Origin of the sequence: Microvirga calopogonii (assembly GCF_003347665.1) — a bacterium.
Taxonomy (GTDB): domain Bacteria; phylum Pseudomonadota; class Alphaproteobacteria; order Rhizobiales; family Beijerinckiaceae; genus Microvirga; species Microvirga calopogonii.
Genome location: NZ_QDGA01000096.1, coordinates 1 through 17867 on the forward strand (window position 1 = coordinate 1; position 17867 = coordinate 17867).

The following is a 17867-nucleotide window of genomic DNA, read 5'->3' on the forward strand; positions in this document are numbered from 1 at the left end:
CGCATGCGCGAGCAGCCGCACCGCTTGGTGTTTCTCGACGAGACCTTCGTCAACACCAAGATGACGCGCCTGCGCGGGCGCTCACGCAAAGGGCAGCGGCTGCGGATGAGCGCCCCCTTTGGACACTGGAAAACCGATACCTGTCTCGCAGGGCTGCGGTGCAGCGAGCTGTGTGCACCGTGGGTGAGCGATGGCCCGATCACCCGCTTGGCGTTCGAGGCCTACATCGAGACACAACTCGCGCCGACCCTGCGCCAAGGCGATGTGGTGATCCTCGACAACTTGGCTGTCCACAAGAGCGAGAAGGCCGCGCAGTGTCTGAGAGAACGCGGCGCCTGGTTCCTGTTTCTGCCCGCTTATTCGCCCGATATGAACCCGATCGAGCAGGCCTTCGCCAAGATCAAAGCGCACCTGCGCAAGGCCGAGGCCCGAACGTTCGACGCGCTCTGGCGAGCGCTCGGTGACATCTGCAATCTCTTCGAGCCGCAAGAATGTTGGAACTACCTCAAGGCCGCCGGATATGCGTCCGTTTAACCGTCCGATGCTCTAGCTACATAAAATATCAGATGGCCGACAAGTACGAAGCGACGTATCGCCAGATCCTCACCTCAGATCATGCAGGGACCTCTCGTGCACGCCGATGAGACAAAAGCCGGCGTCACCAAAGGTGCTTTAAACGGTGGTGGGCACTACATGTGAGTGTTCACGAACCTGACTTCCGTCGCCTACGTACATGCGGAAACCCGTGAAGCCGCGATCTTGGAGGAGGTATTGAAGGGGTTCAGCGGAGTACTGGTGTCGGATTTCTATGCCGCATACGACTCGGTGCCTTGCGCGCAACAGAAGTGCCTAATCCACCTGATGCGGGACATAAATGAGCAGGTGTGTAAGAACCCGTTCAATGAGGAACTTGCGTCGATCGCGCGGGGATTTGGCGATTTGTTGCGAAAGATCGTCGAAACGATTGACACATATGGCCTGAAGGCGCGGCACCTCAGAAAGTACAAGCGGCCGGCAGCGAACTTCATCGAGAACGTCATAACGCTCGAATGTAAGACAGAAGCCGGATCCGTTTTGAGAAAGAGGATCGAGAAGAATAAGGGCAGGCTGTTCACGTTCCTCGAATACGACAATGTGCCGTGGAATAACAATAACGCGGAGCATGCCGTTCATGCGTATGTGAAGTTGCGAAATGGCCTGATCGCAAGCACTCCGAAAGGAGCGAAAGAATATGCCGTTTTGTTGAGCATCCAGCAAACTCTACATTATAGAGGGAGAAATTTTTTAGATTTCCTTCGGTCTGGCCACACAGATATTGATGAATAATCGAATATGCGAAGGAGCATCCCCGGCATGGCATCAAACGTCCCGCATGTAGGTCCTCCTGTTCCAAGGGGTGAGGGATCAAGGACTAAAGCTCGAGGACAGCTTCAGCTTTCGCAAGACAGTCGTGATGAAGCTTTGGTTTGTATCGAGGAGTTGCCGCCAGCCTGACAGGGCCTGGAGTGAGAAGGCTGCACGCGCCACCTTGGCAACTGCTGTCGGATCAGTCCTGGAAAGCTGCGCCACACATCAACATCTGTACGCCACGACTAGCTCATACTAGACATGGCTACTCCTATGTAAAGAGACGGAGGAGTTCTATGGACATCGACGCCGCGACCCAAGCCTTCGCGAGTGCAGGTCACGATCTGCCCAGAGAGGCCATGGATTGGGCGCTCAACAACTGGGACGAGGCCGCCCCCGCACTGCTCAGCATACTGGAGCGCTTCGTCAGCGGAGCGGATCGATCGGACGAGGCGGCGAGCGCAGTCTTCTTTATCCTCCACCTTGCGGGCGAGAAGCAGGACACACGCGTGTTCCCGCTCTTATGCGATCTTGCGCAGGATGGTGAAGCTATTGAAACGTTGTTGGGCGATAGCATCACGACGACCTTCAAGCAAATCCTGATCAGCACCTATGACAGCGATCTCGATACCCTCAAGTGCGTGATTGAGGCGTCGGAGGCGGATGAGTTCGTTCGTGCTGGGGCCTTGGAGGTGCTGGCCTATCTGACGGCAACCGGGCGCATCCCTGGAGACGAGACGGACGCGTACCTGCTCCGACTCTATGACACCCTGCAACCGGCGCATGAGAGCTTTGTCTGGACCGGCTGGGTACGGGCCGTAGCGCTCCTCGGCCTTGAGGCTTTGTCTGATGTTGTCCGCCAAGCCTTCCTGCGCGGTCTGATCGATCGCATGGTCATGAGCTATGACGATTTTTGCCAGGATCTAGGGCGCACCCTGGCCGATCCCAAGCGCATGGTAGGTTTTCATCACGACGGGATCGAGCCGCTCAAGGATGCAATTGGCGAGCTCTCGAGCTGGTACGCTTTCTCGGAGGCGGCCAAGCGGGATCAGGTGCGGCGGGCCACCACGCCTGGAGATGCCCGCCTGTTCCTTGCCGATACGCCCCTTCCTTTTGCCGACCCGTTCAAGGGAGTCGGCCGAAATGATCCCTGTCCATGTGGCAGCGGTAAAAAGTTCAAGAAGTGCTGCCTCCATTGAGGATCTCTCCCGCCTCCTTCCGTGTCTGCTGAAAGAGGACACCCCACGAGCTGACACAATCGGCGGTTTCTCAGATCTCCAGCACTTGATCCTACCCTTCGTGCTCCGTTTTATTCCTGCTGTCACGCTTGCCACCTGTGCGCTTCCCCTGATAGCGGGCGCATGGGCGGCGGTGGCACAGGCAGCGACATGGACGAGGTTCCCCCTGAGTACTGGGACCAGCGTATACCAAAGGCGAGGTGAGTAAGAGTAGATCTGCTAGGGTTTTCTCAGTCGCGCGCTGAGGTGATATGCCGAACTAGGAGCACGTATGCTACGCGATCGAGCCACATCGAGGGTCAAGGGAAGGAGCGGCAGGACGAGAGGTCCGGACGTCGCGCTTAGGCACGCTGAATACGATGATGATGACTATCCCATAGACGGTCTTGCACCTGACGATCTGCCAGTACGGGACATCACAGAGCATCAGGAGGAATGGCACACAGAAGGCAGGGCGAAGACCAAAGCTCTGGGTAAGGCTACGTCGGGTTCTGCTGATGTTGCTCCAGCTGGGCGTGTCGACAACCCGTCTGAGATTGCCCCCTCAACACAGGGCACACTCCTAGACCACGAGCCTGCTAGCGAAACACCTTCACCCGAGTCGCACGTCGAAGAGGCTGGAGCTACAGAGCTTCCTACTCAGTACCTGTTGCCGGGACTTGAGCCTGATGACGCCTCAGGACCCAATCATACGCGAAAGCGTCAAACGCGCTCGAGGCGAGCGCGGATGTCGTCAAACAACAGCGCCCTCAGGGCGGCTCAGATGGAACTATGGCTGGATACTACCGACGCCTCACGTCCGAGACGTAGCCTCACTCGCGACCGAATCGGGCCGCCTCAGCCAGACTGAGCTTCCGTCGCTGTTACCCATTTATTATCCCGCTATCTAAGTCAAAGGTGCGGCAGGGAAACGGAAAACGAGTAAGCTATTGTAAGGGCTAGCGATTTTGGGAAGACTCGAATTTCCGGCCTATGGTTTAGGAATCACAGGCTCGGAGCGTGTCTGGAGCAGAATGTTACAGAAATTATGCCCCAGATAGCTCCGCATTCCGCGTGAACGTCCCTTTATGGCACTGGGTAGACCTTACTGAGATTTCCGGATTGGTGGCGTGAGCGGACCTTCACGCTCATGCTCCATATCTAGCGTAGAGCTAGTCCGGAAAAGGTATAACATCTACAGTGATTTAGCTTTGTGCGGCATCAAATCATAATCCCTGTGTCAGCTTGCAACGCCTCGCCCGCTTAGTTGGTTAGCAAAATGTTGTATTATAATGAGGTGCAGTGTGAGAAAGTGATTGCTCCCTGGTTCTTGCTCGCCACCTGAATTTCCGGTGATGTATGCACACGTTCAACGGATAGGGATGGCACAGCACATGGTGCCAGAATACGATCTTGATACAGAGATTGCGGAACTCGAAAGGCGTCTCGCCGATCTCGACTGCAAGCGCGCCGAGATCGTTGCAGCACTGAGCCGCCTGAATGAACAACGCAATGCCAAGGCGACATCTACACTACGTTTAGAAGAGATAGTTGACGCAAGCGTCACAATGGCGTCGCCCAACTCGGCAAAGGTCGCATTGTTCCTCTCCCTTTTCCATGGGCGCGATGACGTTTTTCCTCGCAGGTGGCAAAACCCGAAGAGCGGCAAGGTTGGCTATTCCCCTGTGTGTCGGAACGAATGGGTCCGCGGTATTTGCGAGAAGCCCAGGATCAAATGCGCCAACTGCCCAAATCAGGCATTCATCCCTCTGTCAGAGGAGGTGGTCCGGTGCCATCTTCAGGGGCGGGATATCACCAATCCAACGCGATCAGAGCCATTCGTTGCTGGGGTTTACCCACTGCAGCTTGATGAGACTTGCTGGTTCCTAGCCGCAGACTTCGATAAGCGGTCTTGGCAGCGCGATGCCCTGGCATATTTGGCAGCTTGTCGTGAGAAGGGCATTTCCGCCGCACTTGAGCGCTCTCGCTCTGGCAATGGTGGTCACGTCTGGATCTTTTTCTCGGACCCCGTGCCTGCATCTGAGGCTCGCAAGCTCGGAGCTCACCTGATCACGGAGACAATGGAGCGTTGCCCCGATATCGGGTTTGAATCGTATGATCGGTTCTTCCCTAGTCAAGACACCATGCCGGTTGGTGGCTTCGGCAATCTCATTGCCTTGCCATTGCAGAACGGTCCTCGGCAGAATAGGAATAGCGTCTTCGTCGATGATCAGTTGCGGCCTTATGAGGATCAGTGGGCATTCTTGTCGAGTCTCCGCCGCATGAGCCCCATTGAAGTCACGAGTATGGTCGAGAGGGCGTCTGCAGCGGGTCAGATCCTCGGAGTGCGCTTACCGATTGACGACGATGACGAGGAGCCCTGGACCGCGCCGCCGTCTCGACGAAAAGTTGAGCCTCCTATTGCGGGCACCATGCCGGAGAAGGTCGATGTCGTGCTAGGCAATCAAGTCTACATCGATCGGGATGCCTTGCCGCCTGCTCTCGTCAACCGTCTCATCCGCCTAGCAGCATTCCAGAACCCAGAGTTCTACGCGGCGCAGGCGATGCGACTACCGACCTTTGGAAAGCCTCGCGTAATCTCCTGCGCTGAGTTGTTCGTCAAGCATATTGCTTTACCAAGAGGATGTCTGGACGCAGCTCTTGATCTCCTGATGGCCAATGGCATTCGGGCCGAACTCCGAGATGAGCGTCGGGAAGGCGCAGCGACTGAGACATGCTTCCTGGGCGCGCTGACTCCTGAATAGCAAGCAGCTGCGGCCGCTCTAATGGCGCATGATACTGGTGTGCTGGCAGCGACTACAGCCTTTGGAAAGACAGTTGTAGCTTCCAAGCTCATCGCTGACCGCGGCAGAAACACCCTAATCCTGGTCCATCGGCAGCAACTGCTTGACCAGTGGCTGGCTCGTCTGCGCACGTTCTTGGACATCGAACCAGCTCTTATCGGAGTCATTCGAGGCGGCAAGAAAAAGCCAACCGGTGTGATTGATGTCGCTCTCATCCAGAGCTTGGTGAGGAAAGGTGAGGTATCCGACGTGGTTGCTGACTATGGGCATCTCGTCGTGGATGAATGTCATCATCTGTCTGCAGTGAGTTTTGAGGCCATTGCTCGAGCCGCTAAGGCAAAATACGTGCTGGGCTTGTCCGCCACGGTGACACGGAAGGACGGCCACCATCCAATCATATTCATGCAGTGCGGTCCTATTCGCTACCGAGTCGACGCGAAGAAGCAGGCAGCCTCCAGGCCGTTTTCGCACCGAGTTGTCGTTCGGCAGACTGGGTTTCGCTGCGGGGGCGAGGGGACAGGCGGGCCGCCTTCGATCCAGGACCTTTATGGTCTTCTTGCCCGTGACCAAGCTCGCAATCAGATGCTTTTCAACGATATCCTAGCCGCCTTGGAGGCAGGCCGCTCGCCTGTTGTGATCACCGAGCGCAAGGATCACCTCCAGGCGATTTCCGAAACTCTTTCACGTTTCGCCAAGAACGTTATTGTTCTCAGGGGTGGTATGGGAGCGAAGGAGCGCAAGCAGACCATGGAGAAGCTGGAGGCTATAGCGAATGGAGAAGAGCGCGTAATCTTAGCGACCGGACGCTACCTTGGGGAAGGCTTCGACGATGCCCGCCTGGATACGCTTTTCCTGACCATGCCAATCTCCTGGCGTGGAACCCTGGCCCAATATGCGGGGAGGCTCCATCGGCTACACGAGAGCAAGCGCGAGGTCACCATCTATGATTATGTGGATGAGGGCGAGCCCATGCTTGCCAAGATGGCTGCCCGGCGGGAGCTTGGCTATAAAGCGCTTGGGTATGAGATCACACACGCTGGAGACCTGTTCTCTCGTGACGAGGGCCCAATAGTGGGGGAGGATAACCCGCATTTTCGACTAAGCGCTGCCGAGGCAATCTGAGTCCTCAGAGAGAAATGAAATGGCCAAGGCTATCCGCTCGAAGTCTATCCCCAAGGGCATGCAGCCAACCTACGATGCCAGCATATCGTCGAGACACGCCATGTGGGCTTCGTCTGCATCGCCAGAGAGGAGAGCGCTATGAGCCGCGAACAGTGTCGCCGGATATATCCCGGGCTGAGCATGCAGACCGGCGCATCAGCCATCGCCGCATCCTGCTCGCCGGCACCGCTCTGGCTGCGGCAGGCCTGTCGGGAGCAGCCCCCACCCAGCTCAGGCCCACTTGCAGAGCATTGTCGCAATGAAATTGCATAGCTTTGCGCATGGCTAAGACCAAAGTTCATGCAGGGCTAATACGCAACTGCTTCCTTTTTTCACCGGGCACAGCTTGACGGCCGATCGGTAAACCGCCTTAATCAAAAACAAACATGTCTGTTGGTTTTTTTGTTCTCCTCCCACGGCAGATGTCCGGCGAGGTCGAAAGTTTGCATGGAAATGGCGGTACAAAAGGCGGTGCGAAGAACACAGGAGGAAAGAGCTGCCGAAACTCGGCTTCGTCTCCTTGATGCTACGATTACGCTTTTGCTCGAGCGCGGCTATTCCCGCACGACCACAACGGACATTGCCGCCGCTGCTGGAGTTTCACGCGGAGCGCTCACCCATCATTTCGCGAGCAAGGAAGAGATCGTCACCCGAGCTGTTCAGCATCAACTTCGAAACGTAACGGCCGATTTGCACAGGCTCGCTGACGAGTTGAAAGGTGTGTCGACCGATGACGTCATCGACTATCTGTGGGACATGATGGCTGGCGGATTGTTCCTCGTGACCTTGGAGTACCTGCCGGAAGCCCGCCATAACCCGGATTTCAAGGCGCAGATGGTGCCGGTCGTGAAGGAATTCCACGCGGCTCTCGATACCATATGGACGCGACTTTCCGAATACGCAGGGCTTGATCCTGCCCGTGCGAAGGTGATGCTGAATGCCACGATGTGCCTCATCCGTGGCATGGTCGCCCAAACAATTGTGCGCGATGACCCAGACTATTTCCAGAATCTTCTCGCGTACTGGAAGGATCACTTGCGGGAAACATTCATCCTGAAGGAGTGTGCCGCGAAACAGTAGTCCCGCTGAGCAATACCGCTCGCACCTGTAATCATTCTGCCCTTTTGAAACGCCACTGATTGCTTACGATGGCGAATGGCTAAGACGGAGAGACCCACCATCATGTCGCTTACACTGCTTACGAACGCTAGGATTGTCGATGGCACGGCTGATGAGCCAAGCGCTCCGATGCATGTTCTCATTGAAAATGACCGAATTCGGGAAGTATCCGAAAGCCGGATCACATCCGGACAGGCGCGGGTGATTGATCTTAACGGCAAGACATTGATGCCTGGACTGATCGACTGCCACGTGCACGTGATTGCAGGGCTCGTCAATCTCGGCCAAAATGCGCTACTTCCCGATGCAATCGTTGCTTACCATGCAGCCCGCATCATGAAGGGGATGCTCAATCGCGGTTTTACAACAGTGCGTGATGTCGGCGGAGCGACCTCCGCCCTCGTCGATGCACTGAACCAAGGCTTGATCGAAGGACCCCGCCTGATCGTCTGCGGCAAGGCCCTGTCGCAAACTGGAGGACACGCCGATTTCCGGGGGCCATACGATAATAGAAGCGCGGATTACCAGACGCGGCGGCTTGGTGCTCTCGGCCGTATCTGCGACGGTGTCGAGGCCTGCCGTCATGCAGCGCGTGATGAAATCCGCCAAGGCGCTCAGTTCATCAAGATCATGGCGAATGGCGGCGTTGCTTCTCCGACCGATCCAATCGCGTTCCTGGGCTTCTCGAACGACGAAATCCGTGCCATCGTCGAGGAAGCGAGCAATGCCCAGACCTATGTATCGGCTCATCTCTACACAGATGAAGCTATCGCGCGCGCCGTCGAGCTCGGCGTGCGCTCGGTCGAGCACGCGAACCTGATCGAAAACAAGACTGCGACCCTCATGAAGAAGCGCGGTGCGATCGCCTGCCCAACCCTCGTCACGTACGAAGCACTGAAAAATGAAGGAGAGTCCCTCGGACTTCCTTCGACCTCCGTGGCCAAGATCGATGACGTGCGCCTGCGTGGCCTCGAGTCTCTCGAGATCATGCAGCGCGCCGGTGTCACCATGGCGTTCGGAACCGATCTCCTGGGAGAAATGCATCGCCATCAGTCCGAGGAATTCGTGATCCGTGGCCGCGTTTTGCCGGCCGCTGAGGTCATTCGCTCCGCTACTATCAACGCTGCAGAACTCATCGGCATGACAGGGCAAATCGGCACCGTCGCACCCGGAGCCTACGCTGATCTGATCACAGTCGATGGCAATCCGCTTGCGGACCTGTCGCTGCTTACCAACCAAGGCCGCCACATGCCATTCATCATGAAAGGCGGTCAATTCACCAAGAACGAGCTCAATTAGCATAACGCCAGAAAGGGAACTCACATGAATACCACTCGTCGCCAATTCATGGGCACGATCGGCGCCGCAACGGCGCTGATCGGTGTGCCTTCCATTCTTCGCGCACAGGGGCAGGGGACATTCCGAATCGGAGCGCTCTGTCCGGTCACGGGATCCGGCAGCCCGTTTGGATCCGGCATGCAGAAGATGATCATCGCCGCCGCCGAGGCAGTGAACGCAGCCGGCGGCGCTGCGGGGCGAAAAATCGAGGTCATCTCAGAGGACACCCAGACTAGCCCTCAGGCCGGCGTGCTCGCGGCGAAGAAGCTCATCGACGTCAACAAGGTTCAAGCCATTCTGGGGACATGGTCGTCGGGCGTTTCGCTTGCAGTGGTGCCGCTCACCAATGACGCGAATATCATCCTCATGAACACGTCAGGCGCGCCGGCGCTCTCGGTGCCGCCCGCCAATGCCAAGGGTTTGTCCTACCGCTTCCAAGCAACGAATGAGCGCTTTGGGCGCGCGTTTGCAGAAATCTGCGAGAAGGAAGGGTTCAAGCGGCCAGCTACGATGGCTTTCAACAATGCCTCGGGCATCGGCAATACGGAAGGCTTCCGCAAGGCCTGGGAGGCCAAAGGTCACAAGGTCGTCGAAAGCGTTGTCTATGAGCCGAACCAGCCGACTTATCGCTCCGAGCTGCAAAAAATTCTGGCAGCGAACCCTGATGTGATCGTCACAGGCTCCTATCTCGCCGACACCACGATCATCATGCGTGAGTGGTATCAGAGTGGTCAGCCGGTCAAATGGGTTATGCCAGGATGGGCAGCCAGCCCTGACCTTGTGAAGGCTGTCGGGCCTGAAGTTGTCGAGGGAGTCATTTCCGTCGACTCGGTCTCTAACGAGAATGCCCCTTCCTACAAGGTTTATGACGAGGCATACCGGAAGGCTACAGGGCAGCCCGGCCAGTCGAATGTTTATGCAGCCATGACGTGGGATATGGTGCATGCCCTCGCACTTGCCATTGAGGCGGCCAACGCCACCGACACGGCGGCGATCAATGCCAAGATCCGGGAAGTTTCGAACCCTGACGGGCAGCAGGTCTATACGTATGCGGAGGCCAAGGAAGCGCTGAAGAAGGGCAAGATCAACTACGAGGGCGCCTCTTCGGTCCTCGACTTCGATCAGTACGGCGACGTGACGCCCGACTTCGGTGTCTTCTTTATCGAAGGCGGCAAGCTGAACCGCCGCTACGTCGTGAAGATCTAACCGCTCCCTACCGGCGTCTGGCCCGGGCTGCTGGGCCGGATGCCGCAATGGGTCCCTCCGTGGGGAAGACTACGTTTGTAGGTTGTACATGTTTTATGCCCAACTGCTTGTGAATGGCATCGTCCAGGGGCTCGTCATCGGCCTGGCGGCACTTTCGATTACGCTTGTCTTCGGGATCGCTCGCTTCCCGAACGCGGCCACCGGCGACTTCATGACCTTCGGTGCCTACGCGGCGCTCTTCACCCACCAAGCGACAGGATCGATCGCGTTTGGTGGCTTGGGTGCAATCGTTGCGACAGGCGTGATATCTCTCTTGGCCTACGTCATGGTATTCCGGCGCTTAGCGGAACGGTCCGTCGTGGCGCTTCTGGTCGCGTCGATCGGCGTCGCGTTTTTTATCCGCGCCGTGTTGGGCGTCGCCTTCGGGCACAGCCAGCTGGTCTTTCAGGTTCCGCTCTCGCGCCCCTACGTATTCGGCGGCATCAGGATCACGCCCCTCGACATGCAATTGGCGGCGGTGGCTGCCGTGGCTCTCGGCGTCGTCTTCGCGATCCTGTACCTGACGCCCATCGGCCGTCGAATGCGCGCTGTCGCGGACAACCGGGATCTTGCGCGGGTCTCGGGTATCCGGCCAGACCGCGTGATGATCGCGCTCTGGCTGCTCGCGGGCGGCGTCTCAGGCGTGGCGGGTATGATGCTGGGCATCAAGACCATCGTGACGCCGGAGTTCGGGTGGGAGATGCTGCTTCCGGCCTTCACGGCCGCGATCCTCGGGGGTATCGGATCCCCGGTCGGCGCCGTGGTTGCCGGCCTGATCCTCGGCGTGGTGCAGGAAGTCTCGACCCCATTCGTCGGCTTCACCTACAAGATCGCCCTCGCGTTCGTCATCATGCTGGCTGTCCTCCTCATACGGCCGCGGGGTCTGTTCGGTCAGGTGGAAGGAGCCCGCTGATGGAAGCCTATCTTATCGCAATCGGCATTATCGCCCTCATCTATGTCATCCTGAGCCTTGGCCTCACTCTTCAGTACGGCCTTACCGGCCTGATCAACTTCGGACATGTCGGCTTCTTTGCGATCGGGGCCTACGCGAGCGCTCTGTTGGCTCTGAAGGGCGTGCCGCTCGTCTTCAGCTTCGCGGCGGCGGCGGGGCTGGCTGCGCTCGCGGCCTGGCCCATCGGGCTCGTGTCGCTCCGCCTGCGCGACGACTATTTCGCGATTGTCACGCTCGGGTTCTCCGAAGTCGTCAGGATCGTCATCACGAGCGAGAAATGGCTGACGAGCGGCGTTCAGGGCATCCCCGGCATCCCGCGGCTCTATGACGGCCTCGGGGGCACCGTGGCCCAGGCCGCCGTTCTTGCGACTGTCCTTGCTGTGACCCTCTTCGGAATATGGATGATACGCCGCATTGCGGGCTCGCCCTTCGGGCGTCTCATCGAGGCGATCCGCGACAACGAGGAGGCCGTGCAGGCTCTCGGAAAGGATCCGGCTCGGTTCAAGATCCAGGTGCTCGTCGTCGGGGCCGGTCTCGCCGGCGTGGCGGGCGCGTTCTACGCCCACTACATCACGTATATCGTCCCGGATCAGTTCATCCCGCTCGTCACATTTTACGTGTGGATGGCGATCATCATGGGCGGCGTGGGGCGCGTGTCCGGCGCGGTCGTGGGTACCGCAATCTTGATGCTTTTCCTAGAAGGGTCGCGCTTCCTGCGCGACATCATCCCGGGAGTGTCCGAGGTTGACATGGCCTCGGTGCGCATCGGTGCGGTCGGCCTCCTTCTGATCCTGTTCATTATGTTTCGCCCGCAGGGGCTCATGGGGGATTATACGAAGCGATGAGCCTCGAGGTTCGTAACATCAGCAAGTCCTACGGGGGATTTCGAGCCCTCGACGGGGTGCGCCTGAAGGTCGACACTGGCACTTTGTTCGGCATCATCGGGCCCAACGGAGCCGGGAAGTCGACCCTGTTTTCAGTCATATCGGGCTTTGTCCCTGCGGATGAAGGACAGATCCTTCTGGACGGGAAGCCCATCGATGTCCTGTCTCCTTCTGCACGCGCACGAGCCGGAATGGTACGGACGTTCCAGGTGCCTCGCGAGTTCCGGCATCTGACCGTTCGCGAGAACCTGATGGCGGCCGCGCCGAACCAGACCGGAGAGGGCCTGCTGGGCCTCTTCTTCCGCCCGGGCCTGGTCCGCGAGGAGGAGAGGGCGATCGCCGAGCGGGTCAACCGGACAATCAGCTTTCTCAAGCTGACCAAAGTCGCGGATCAGCCCTCCGGAAAGCTGTCTGGCGGCCAGAAGAAGCTGCTCGAACTCGGCCGTGCGCTGATGGTCGAGCCGCGCCTGATTCTGCTCGACGAGCCCTTCGCCGGCGTCAACCCGGTGCTGATCGATGAGATCATGGAGCGGATTGTCGAACTCAATGCGCAGGGGATCGGCTTCATCGTCATCGAGCATGACCTTGAAGCGCTGACCCGGCTTGTTCCACGCCTCGCCGTTATGGACCGCGGCAAGGTCATCGCGGAAGGAACGCCGCAAGCCGTCCTCGACGATCCCCTCGTGCGGGAAGCCTATCTGGGAGGCGTCTCATGACACTGCTGGAAATCGACAATGTTCGCGGTGGCTATGCCGAGGTGGACATCCTCAATGGTATTTCGCTCTCGCTGCAAAAGGGTGAGATCCTGACCGTTGCGGGTACGAACGGCGCGGGAAAATCGACGCTTGCGAAAGCGATTGTCGGTCTCTTGCCGCGCGTGAGCGGCCGCATCGTTTTTGAGGGCACGGATCTCGTGTCGCTCCCGACGGAAGCGCGCATCGCCCGCGGCATTGGCTATGTGCCACAGGTTGCAAACGTGTTCGGGTCGCTGAGCATCCTTGAAAACCTGCAGGTGGTCGTTGGAGTGAAGGATCAGGCCAGGCGGATCGCCGAATTGTTCGAGACGTTCCCGCTTCTGGGTGAGCGCAGGCGGGCACGGGCGGGCAGCCTCTCCGGCGGCGAGCGCCAGCAGCTGGCATTCGCGCGGGCGCTCATGACGCGCCCCCGCCTGATGATCCTGGACGAGCCCACGGCGGCCCTCGCGCCTGCGAAGGTCGCGGATGCCTTTGACCTGATCCGCAGGTTGCCAAGTCTCGGCGTCTCGGTGCTTGTCGTCGAACAGCGGGCGCGTCAATCGCTCGCGATCTCGAACTGGGGTTGCATCCTGGATGGGGGACAGGTCGCTCTCTCGGGCGAGGCGGAAACCCTGCTCGCGGATGATCGCGCTGCCGAACTCTATCTGGGGCGAGCGGCGCATGTGTGATGAGAAGCGGTTTTCAGTCCCTTGAGCTTTCCCCCGCAGACGGAGGACGGCTCGCCGTGAGCCAGGTGCCCGAAAGAGGCACTTGGAGCAGGTTGCGGCTTCATGGAGGCACAACCTGCTCCAGAGAATCTGCCGTCATGAGAGGAAATCGAGAACTGTTGAAGCGAATGCCGCAGGTTGCTCGATGTTGGAAATGTGAGCGGCGTCCAGAACGACGGTCTTCGCATGCCTGATCGAATCAGCGATCAACTCGCCGTCGGCAGGCGGGGTGGCCGGATCGCGGGAGCCAATGATCAGCAAGACGGAATTGGCAATGTTTCTGATGGACTTCCGCTGATCCATGTCACGGATGGCGGCGCAGCATCCCTGATAGCCCTCCACCGGAGTCCGAAGAATCATTGCCCGCATCCGGTCCATCGTTGTCGGTGCGACCTTTCGGAAGTGCTCAGGAAACCAGCGCTCGATTGTCGGCTCGACAAGAGCTTCCATGCCTCCGCGCCTGGCCGTCTCGATGCGCCCATTCCATAGTTCAACCGGTCCCATATAAGCGGAGGTGTTGGCGAGAACGGCCTTATCGATCCGCTCCGGGGCGTGCGTCAGCATCCACATTCCGACCATGCCGCCGAGCGACAGCCCGCACCAGTGTCCTCTCTCGATCCTGAGTGCATCCATGATGCCGATGACGTCGCGGCCGAGTTGATCCATCGAGTAGGGCGGCGCCGAGACGACGCTGGCGCCGTGCCCGCGTTGGTCATAGCGGACCACCCGAAAGCGCTGGGCCCAAACCGGAACCTGATCGTCCCACATGGAGAGGTCGGAGCTGAGTGAATTCGACAGGAGAAGAACCGGGGCTTCCGCAGGCCCATCAAGCTGTACGAAAAAATCGTCCCCATTGACGCGAATAACCGGCACGATTTTATCTCCCTTGGTTCATGCTTGTGGCTCATGGGTGAGACTAGGGTTCCGGGCCGTCAGCTAGAGCAAATCGCATTCTGACGGGATCAGAATGCGTGCTCTATCTCTATGATGAAGCATCGTTCTGCGCAAAGAACCGGTTCCCACTTCTTCGCACGATGCTTTAGCACGTGCGGGATTGGCAGTATCTGGCTCGAGGTCCCATTGTTTTTGCTTACCCTTAGTTAAGGGTTCCTGCATCGGCCTGTCCAGCCCAAACACTCCCCAGTATGATCCTCTCGCATGGGGCGGCACCATGCAGAGTTTGGATGCCAGCATGAACTCCGATCGCTGGAATCTTATGCCTGCGGCACGCCGGATTCGCAGATTTCGACACAATGCTGCAGCACCTCGGCGCCCGCCGTGTTCCATGTCGTAATCCCGCCGACCATAATGACTTGCGCCAAACCCTCTGCGAGTTCTGGCAATGTCAGGCCGAGCTTTACGGCATTGGCGGCATGCGCCTTTGCTCCGGCTGTGAACCCGCCTTGGACATCCAAGAGGGCAAAGATGAACTCCTTCATTTTCAAATCCAGCGCACCCCCGGCCGCCTGATCCCGCATCACGAAGTCACGCATGAGCCCGTAGCCGGCAAAGGCCCCTGGAGCATAGTGAGCGAGCAGCTGATACTGCATCGGGACTTCGCCAAAGGTTGCAACAAAGCTGTCGATGCCCTTCCGAATTGCTTTCTTTGTAACGTCGCTCATTGTGGCTCCTGGCATTGGGCAGCTGGATTCTTCCCCGAGAGCATCACGGGATTATCATGTTCGACCGATCGCCGTGGGAATGACTACCTCGCGATGACCTTAGAGCATTTTTCGATGAAGTGGATCTGGTTCATCGTCAAAAAATGCAACCCAGCAAAGAAGAGAGCTGATTCCACGCAAGTGGAAAAGCTCTAGCGCATCGGACGGAAAAGTGGACCCGGTTTTCACTAACGTGGCCCTATGGTTCCGCCCTGAACGATGCGCCAGCCAAGAGTGGAGCATCGGATCAATTCCAAAAGTGCAAATCCACTTTTGGGTCCGATGCTCTAGTGGCGGTTCGGGAACCGGGCAACCTGACCAGTCGCAGAATGTTCAGACTTGTCTTACCCATTGCGCTTATCACATAGGCCCTTTTCGAATACACTTCGTAACGGTTCAAGGAGGATGCGTTCGAACACCCCGAACATAGAGTTCGGCAAGACACCACTTTCGACGGTCTGCGTGATAGTTGGAGTGTCAGGTGCTTTAGGAGAGCATAAGGAAACGTGGGGTAACAACATCGCCCGGAGCCTCAGCTGGGTGTTGTCACGTTAACCCACATCGGACGCATCGAGGCAGATTCGGCCGCACGACAGTTTCAAGCAGCGACATTTGCCGCCACTTTCCACGCCGCCATGGCGTTGAGGCGGTGAAGGTGGGTCGCGCGGGCAGAGCGGCGGGAGCGGGGTGGAACGAAAAGATTGCAGACGGCAGAGAACACGTTGACGAACCGCTGCAGCCCTCCGGCAGATCGAAAGCCCTGCCTCGCCCGTTCGCGTCGCCGGAACGGCAGATGCGAATTCTCCGCCCGATTGTTGAGATGGGGTATTCGGCCTGCCGCCGGAGCCCTCGATTCCCGGTGAGGTGCTGCACTGCAGGCGAATGGTACAACGAGGATCGTTCGCAGCGGCCTCAGGCCTCAGTGGGAGAAGCGCAGCATGAAACACTATGCGGGTTTGGATGTCTCGGTCAAAGAGACGTCGGTGTGCATCGTTGACGAGACGGGGAAGATCTGCCGTGAGATCAAGGTCGTCTCTCATCCCGATGACCTGCTGCAGCTTCTGCAAGACTCCGCCTGGCACCTCGAGCGGATTGGTCTCGAGGCGGGGCCGCTCTCGCAATGGCTCTTCGAGGGGCTCGCCTCAGCCGGACTTCCTGTCGTGTGCATCGAGACGCGCCACGCCAAAGCCTTCCTGAAGGCGCAGGTGAACAAGAGCGACCGCAATGATGCGCGCGGCATCGCCCAGATGATGCGGGTCAACCTGTTCCGACCGGTTCACGTCAAAACGCTCTCAAGCCAGAAGCGCCGGGCTCTGCTCACCGCCCGCAAACTCCTGCAGGAGAAAGCCCTTGCGGTCGAGAACGACATCCGCGGTCTGTTGCGCAATTTCGGGCTCAAAGTCGGGGCCGTCGGAACGGTTCGGTTCGAGGCGCGCATCCGTGAGCTCATCGAGAGCATGCCCGATTTGATCGAGGTCATCCAACCGCTGCTGCAGGCCCGTCGCGAGCTGCGCGAGCACTTTGCCACCCTGCACCGGAAGCTGCTGGCCCTGGTCCGCCATGATGAGGTATGCCGGCGCCTGATGACGGTTCCGGGAGTGGGGCCGGTGGTGTCCCTGGCGTTCGTGGCCACGATCGACACGCCGGCCCGCTTCCGGCGCTCCAAGGCGGTGGGGCCTGCCTTGGGGCTGACACCTGTCCTGCATCAGTCCGGGGAAAGCAACCGGGTCGGCCGGATCTCGTTGTGCGGCGATGCCATGATGCGAACGCTGCTGTTTGAGGCAGCTCAGATCATCCTGACCCGAGCCAGCCGCTGGTCCTGGCTGAAAGCCTGGGCCATGAAAGTGGCCCAGCGACGCGGGCGGGGAAAGGCGGTCATCGCGCTCGCCCGCCGGCTGGCGACCATTTTGCATCGGATCTGGTGTGATGGCACTGAGTTCCGGTGGACGCGGGAGGCTCAGGCGATGTAGGTGCGTCTGGCCGACGAAGACTGTCCGAGCCAGACAGAACGACAAGGTTCCGCCCCGAGGCGGAGAGCTGTCCCTCGCGGGACGATGAATGAAGCGAGTCCGCACAAAGGGATGTTGCTTGCGCCTCAGGCACAAAGGACGCTGTTGAGATCGTTCCGCTTCATTCGTCTGACCCTATAGTGGAAGAGCCGTTGCGCTGATTCCGGAGAGAAGCGAGAACCCGCGGGACAGTGATGTCATGGAGCCAAACAGATCGGAAGCGCTTGACTGAACCCGGCCGAATAGAGAAGCCCTTTGTGCGAGCGGTGTTCGACATCTGGCATGACCTGACGTCGGGCAGCAGCATAAGAACCGAGCTTATCGGTGATCATGCGCCGGGGCGGGCAGCCCTGCTTGCGCAAGAGACGCTTCAGCAAGCGTTTGGCCGCCTTGGTGTCGCGTCGGCTCTGGACGATCTCATCGAGCACATAGCCGTCCTGATCAACCGCCCGCCAGAGCCAATGCTTCTGGCCCGAGATCGTGACCACGACCTCATCGAGATGCCACACGTCGCGGCGGCTTGGGGTCTTGCGCCGGAGACGGCGCGCGTAGGCTGGTCCAAACTTCAGCGCCCAGCGGCGGACCGTCTCATAGGAGACGACGATGCCGCGCTCGAGCAGCATCTCCTCGACCAGCCGTAGGCTCAGAGGGAACCGAAAGTACAACCA

Annotated in this window: 15 protein-coding genes and 3 pseudogenes; 14 read left to right on the forward strand and 4 right to left on the reverse strand. The window is 58.8% G+C overall.

Going from position 1 to position 17867, the window contains the following annotated elements:
- From DDF70_RS30115 to DDF70_RS30165, 13 genes and pseudogenes are all read left to right on the forward strand, one after another.
- A partial coding sequence (locus DDF70_RS30115) for an IS630 family transposase (protein ID WP_114946867.1) occupies positions 1-534 on the forward strand: 534 nt, incomplete at its 5' end.
- 165 nt (positions 535-699) lie between these two features.
- The gene (locus DDF70_RS30120; RefSeq protein WP_114948365.1) at positions 700-1326 is read left to right on the forward strand and encodes an IS66 family transposase; all 627 of its coding nucleotides are present in this window, start codon (positions 700-702) and stop codon (positions 1324-1326) included.
- Between the two features lie 317 nt (positions 1327-1643).
- Positions 1644-2546, forward strand: a complete 903-nt coding sequence (locus DDF70_RS38395; protein WP_114948366.1) for a DUF1186 domain-containing protein — start codon at positions 1644-1646, stop codon at positions 2544-2546.
- 1400 nt (positions 2547-3946) lie between these two features.
- Positions 3947-5329, forward strand: a complete 1383-nt coding sequence (locus tag DDF70_RS37660; protein ID WP_205772503.1) for a TOTE conflict system archaeo-eukaryotic primase domain-containing protein — start codon at positions 3947-3949, stop codon at positions 5327-5329.
- 18 nt (positions 5330-5347) lie between these two features.
- Positions 5348-5731 (forward strand): annotated as a pseudogene (locus DDF70_RS39075) (DEAD/DEAH box helicase family protein); the annotation flags it as partial.
- Positions 5732-5950: 219 nt separating this feature from the next.
- Positions 5951-6490 (forward strand): DEAD/DEAH box helicase, encoded by a 540-nt coding sequence (locus DDF70_RS39080; protein WP_342633964.1) that lies wholly within the window; start codon positions 5951-5953, stop codon positions 6488-6490.
- 486 nt (positions 6491-6976) lie between these two features.
- Entirely contained in the window at positions 6977-7609 is a 633-nt protein-coding gene (locus DDF70_RS38870; protein WP_114948367.1) for a TetR/AcrR family transcriptional regulator, read from the forward strand.
- A 102-nt stretch (positions 7610-7711) separates the two neighbouring features.
- The gene (locus tag DDF70_RS30140) at positions 7712-8947 is read left to right on the forward strand and encodes a metal-dependent hydrolase family protein (RefSeq protein WP_114948376.1); all 1236 of its coding nucleotides are present in this window, start codon (positions 7712-7714) and stop codon (positions 8945-8947) included.
- Positions 8948-8971: 24 nt separating this feature from the next.
- On the forward strand, positions 8972-10192 hold the full coding sequence (locus tag DDF70_RS30145; protein WP_114948368.1) for an ABC transporter substrate-binding protein: 1221 nt from the start codon (positions 8972-8974) through the stop codon (positions 10190-10192).
- 88 nt (positions 10193-10280) lie between these two features.
- Complete coding sequence (locus DDF70_RS30150) at positions 10281-11144, forward strand: branched-chain amino acid ABC transporter permease (protein WP_114948369.1); 864 nt, start codon at positions 10281-10283, stop codon at positions 11142-11144.
- On the forward strand, positions 11144-12028 hold the full coding sequence (locus tag DDF70_RS30155; RefSeq protein WP_114948370.1) for a branched-chain amino acid ABC transporter permease: 885 nt from the start codon (positions 11144-11146) through the stop codon (positions 12026-12028). The genes DDF70_RS30150 and DDF70_RS30155 overlap by 1 nt, the downstream gene beginning before the upstream one ends.
- Positions 12025-12783, forward strand: coding sequence for an ABC transporter ATP-binding protein (locus DDF70_RS30160; RefSeq protein ID WP_114948371.1), 759 nt, complete (start codon positions 12025-12027; stop codon positions 12781-12783). Before DDF70_RS30155 ends, DDF70_RS30160 begins: the two co-directional genes overlap by 4 nt.
- On the forward strand, positions 12780-13490 hold the full coding sequence (locus tag DDF70_RS30165) for an ABC transporter ATP-binding protein (protein ID WP_114948372.1): 711 nt from the start codon (positions 12780-12782) through the stop codon (positions 13488-13490). Before DDF70_RS30160 ends, DDF70_RS30165 begins: the two co-directional genes overlap by 4 nt.
- Positions 13491-13625: 135 nt before the next feature.
- Here the strand turns inward: DDF70_RS30165 and pcaD are convergent, their stop codons facing one another.
- The 3 genes and pseudogenes from pcaD to DDF70_RS38405 form a co-directional block, all read right to left on the reverse strand.
- Positions 13626-14402, reverse strand: a complete 777-nt coding sequence (pcaD, locus tag DDF70_RS30170; RefSeq protein ID WP_114948373.1) for a 3-oxoadipate enol-lactonase — start codon at positions 14400-14402, stop codon at positions 13626-13628.
- A 341-nt stretch (positions 14403-14743) separates the two neighbouring features.
- On the reverse strand, positions 14744-15151 hold the full coding sequence (locus DDF70_RS30175; protein ID WP_114948374.1) for a hypothetical protein: 408 nt from the start codon (positions 15149-15151) through the stop codon (positions 14744-14746).
- A 637-nt stretch (positions 15152-15788) separates the two neighbouring features.
- A pseudogene (locus DDF70_RS38405) lies at positions 15789-16010 on the reverse strand (IS6 family transposase); the annotation flags it as partial.
- Between the two features lie 118 nt (positions 16011-16128).
- On the opposite strand from DDF70_RS38405, the gene DDF70_RS30185 reads away from it, so the two are divergent.
- On the forward strand, positions 16129-17160 hold the full coding sequence (locus DDF70_RS30185; RefSeq protein ID WP_114948375.1) for an IS110 family RNA-guided transposase: 1032 nt from the start codon (positions 16129-16131) through the stop codon (positions 17158-17160).
- Between the two features lie 287 nt (positions 17161-17447).
- Here DDF70_RS30185 and DDF70_RS30190 read toward each other — a convergent pair.
- Positions 17448-17867: pseudogene (locus tag DDF70_RS30190) on the reverse strand (IS6 family transposase); the annotation flags it as partial.

Coding starts and splice junctions, on each gene's coding strand:
- DDF70_RS38395 (WP_114948366.1), top strand. CDS start 1,644: ATGGACATCGACGCCGCGACCCAAGCCTTCGCGAGTGCAGGTCACGAT.
- DDF70_RS37660 (WP_205772503.1), top strand. CDS start 3,947: ATGGCACAGCACATGGTGCCAGAATACGATCTTGATACAGAGATTGCG.
- DDF70_RS39080 (WP_342633964.1), top strand. CDS start 5,951: ATGCTTTTCAACGATATCCTAGCCGCCTTGGAGGCAGGCCGCTCGCCT.
- DDF70_RS38870 (WP_114948367.1), top strand. CDS start 6,977: ATGGAAATGGCGGTACAAAAGGCGGTGCGAAGAACACAGGAGGAAAGA.
- DDF70_RS30140 (WP_114948376.1), top strand. CDS start 7,712: ATGTCGCTTACACTGCTTACGAACGCTAGGATTGTCGATGGCACGGCT.
- DDF70_RS30145 (WP_114948368.1), top strand. CDS start 8,972: ATGAATACCACTCGTCGCCAATTCATGGGCACGATCGGCGCCGCAACG.
- DDF70_RS30150 (WP_114948369.1), top strand. CDS start 10,281: ATGTTTTATGCCCAACTGCTTGTGAATGGCATCGTCCAGGGGCTCGTC.
- DDF70_RS30155 (WP_114948370.1), top strand. CDS start 11,144: ATGGAAGCCTATCTTATCGCAATCGGCATTATCGCCCTCATCTATGTC.
- DDF70_RS30160 (WP_114948371.1), top strand. CDS start 12,025: ATGAGCCTCGAGGTTCGTAACATCAGCAAGTCCTACGGGGGATTTCGA.
- DDF70_RS30165 (WP_114948372.1), top strand. CDS start 12,780: ATGACACTGCTGGAAATCGACAATGTTCGCGGTGGCTATGCCGAGGTG.
- DDF70_RS30175 (WP_114948374.1), bottom strand. CDS start 15,151: ATGAGCGACGTTACAAAGAAAGCAATTCGGAAGGGCATCGACAGCTTT.
- DDF70_RS30185 (WP_114948375.1), top strand. CDS start 16,129: ATGAAACACTATGCGGGTTTGGATGTCTCGGTCAAAGAGACGTCGGTG.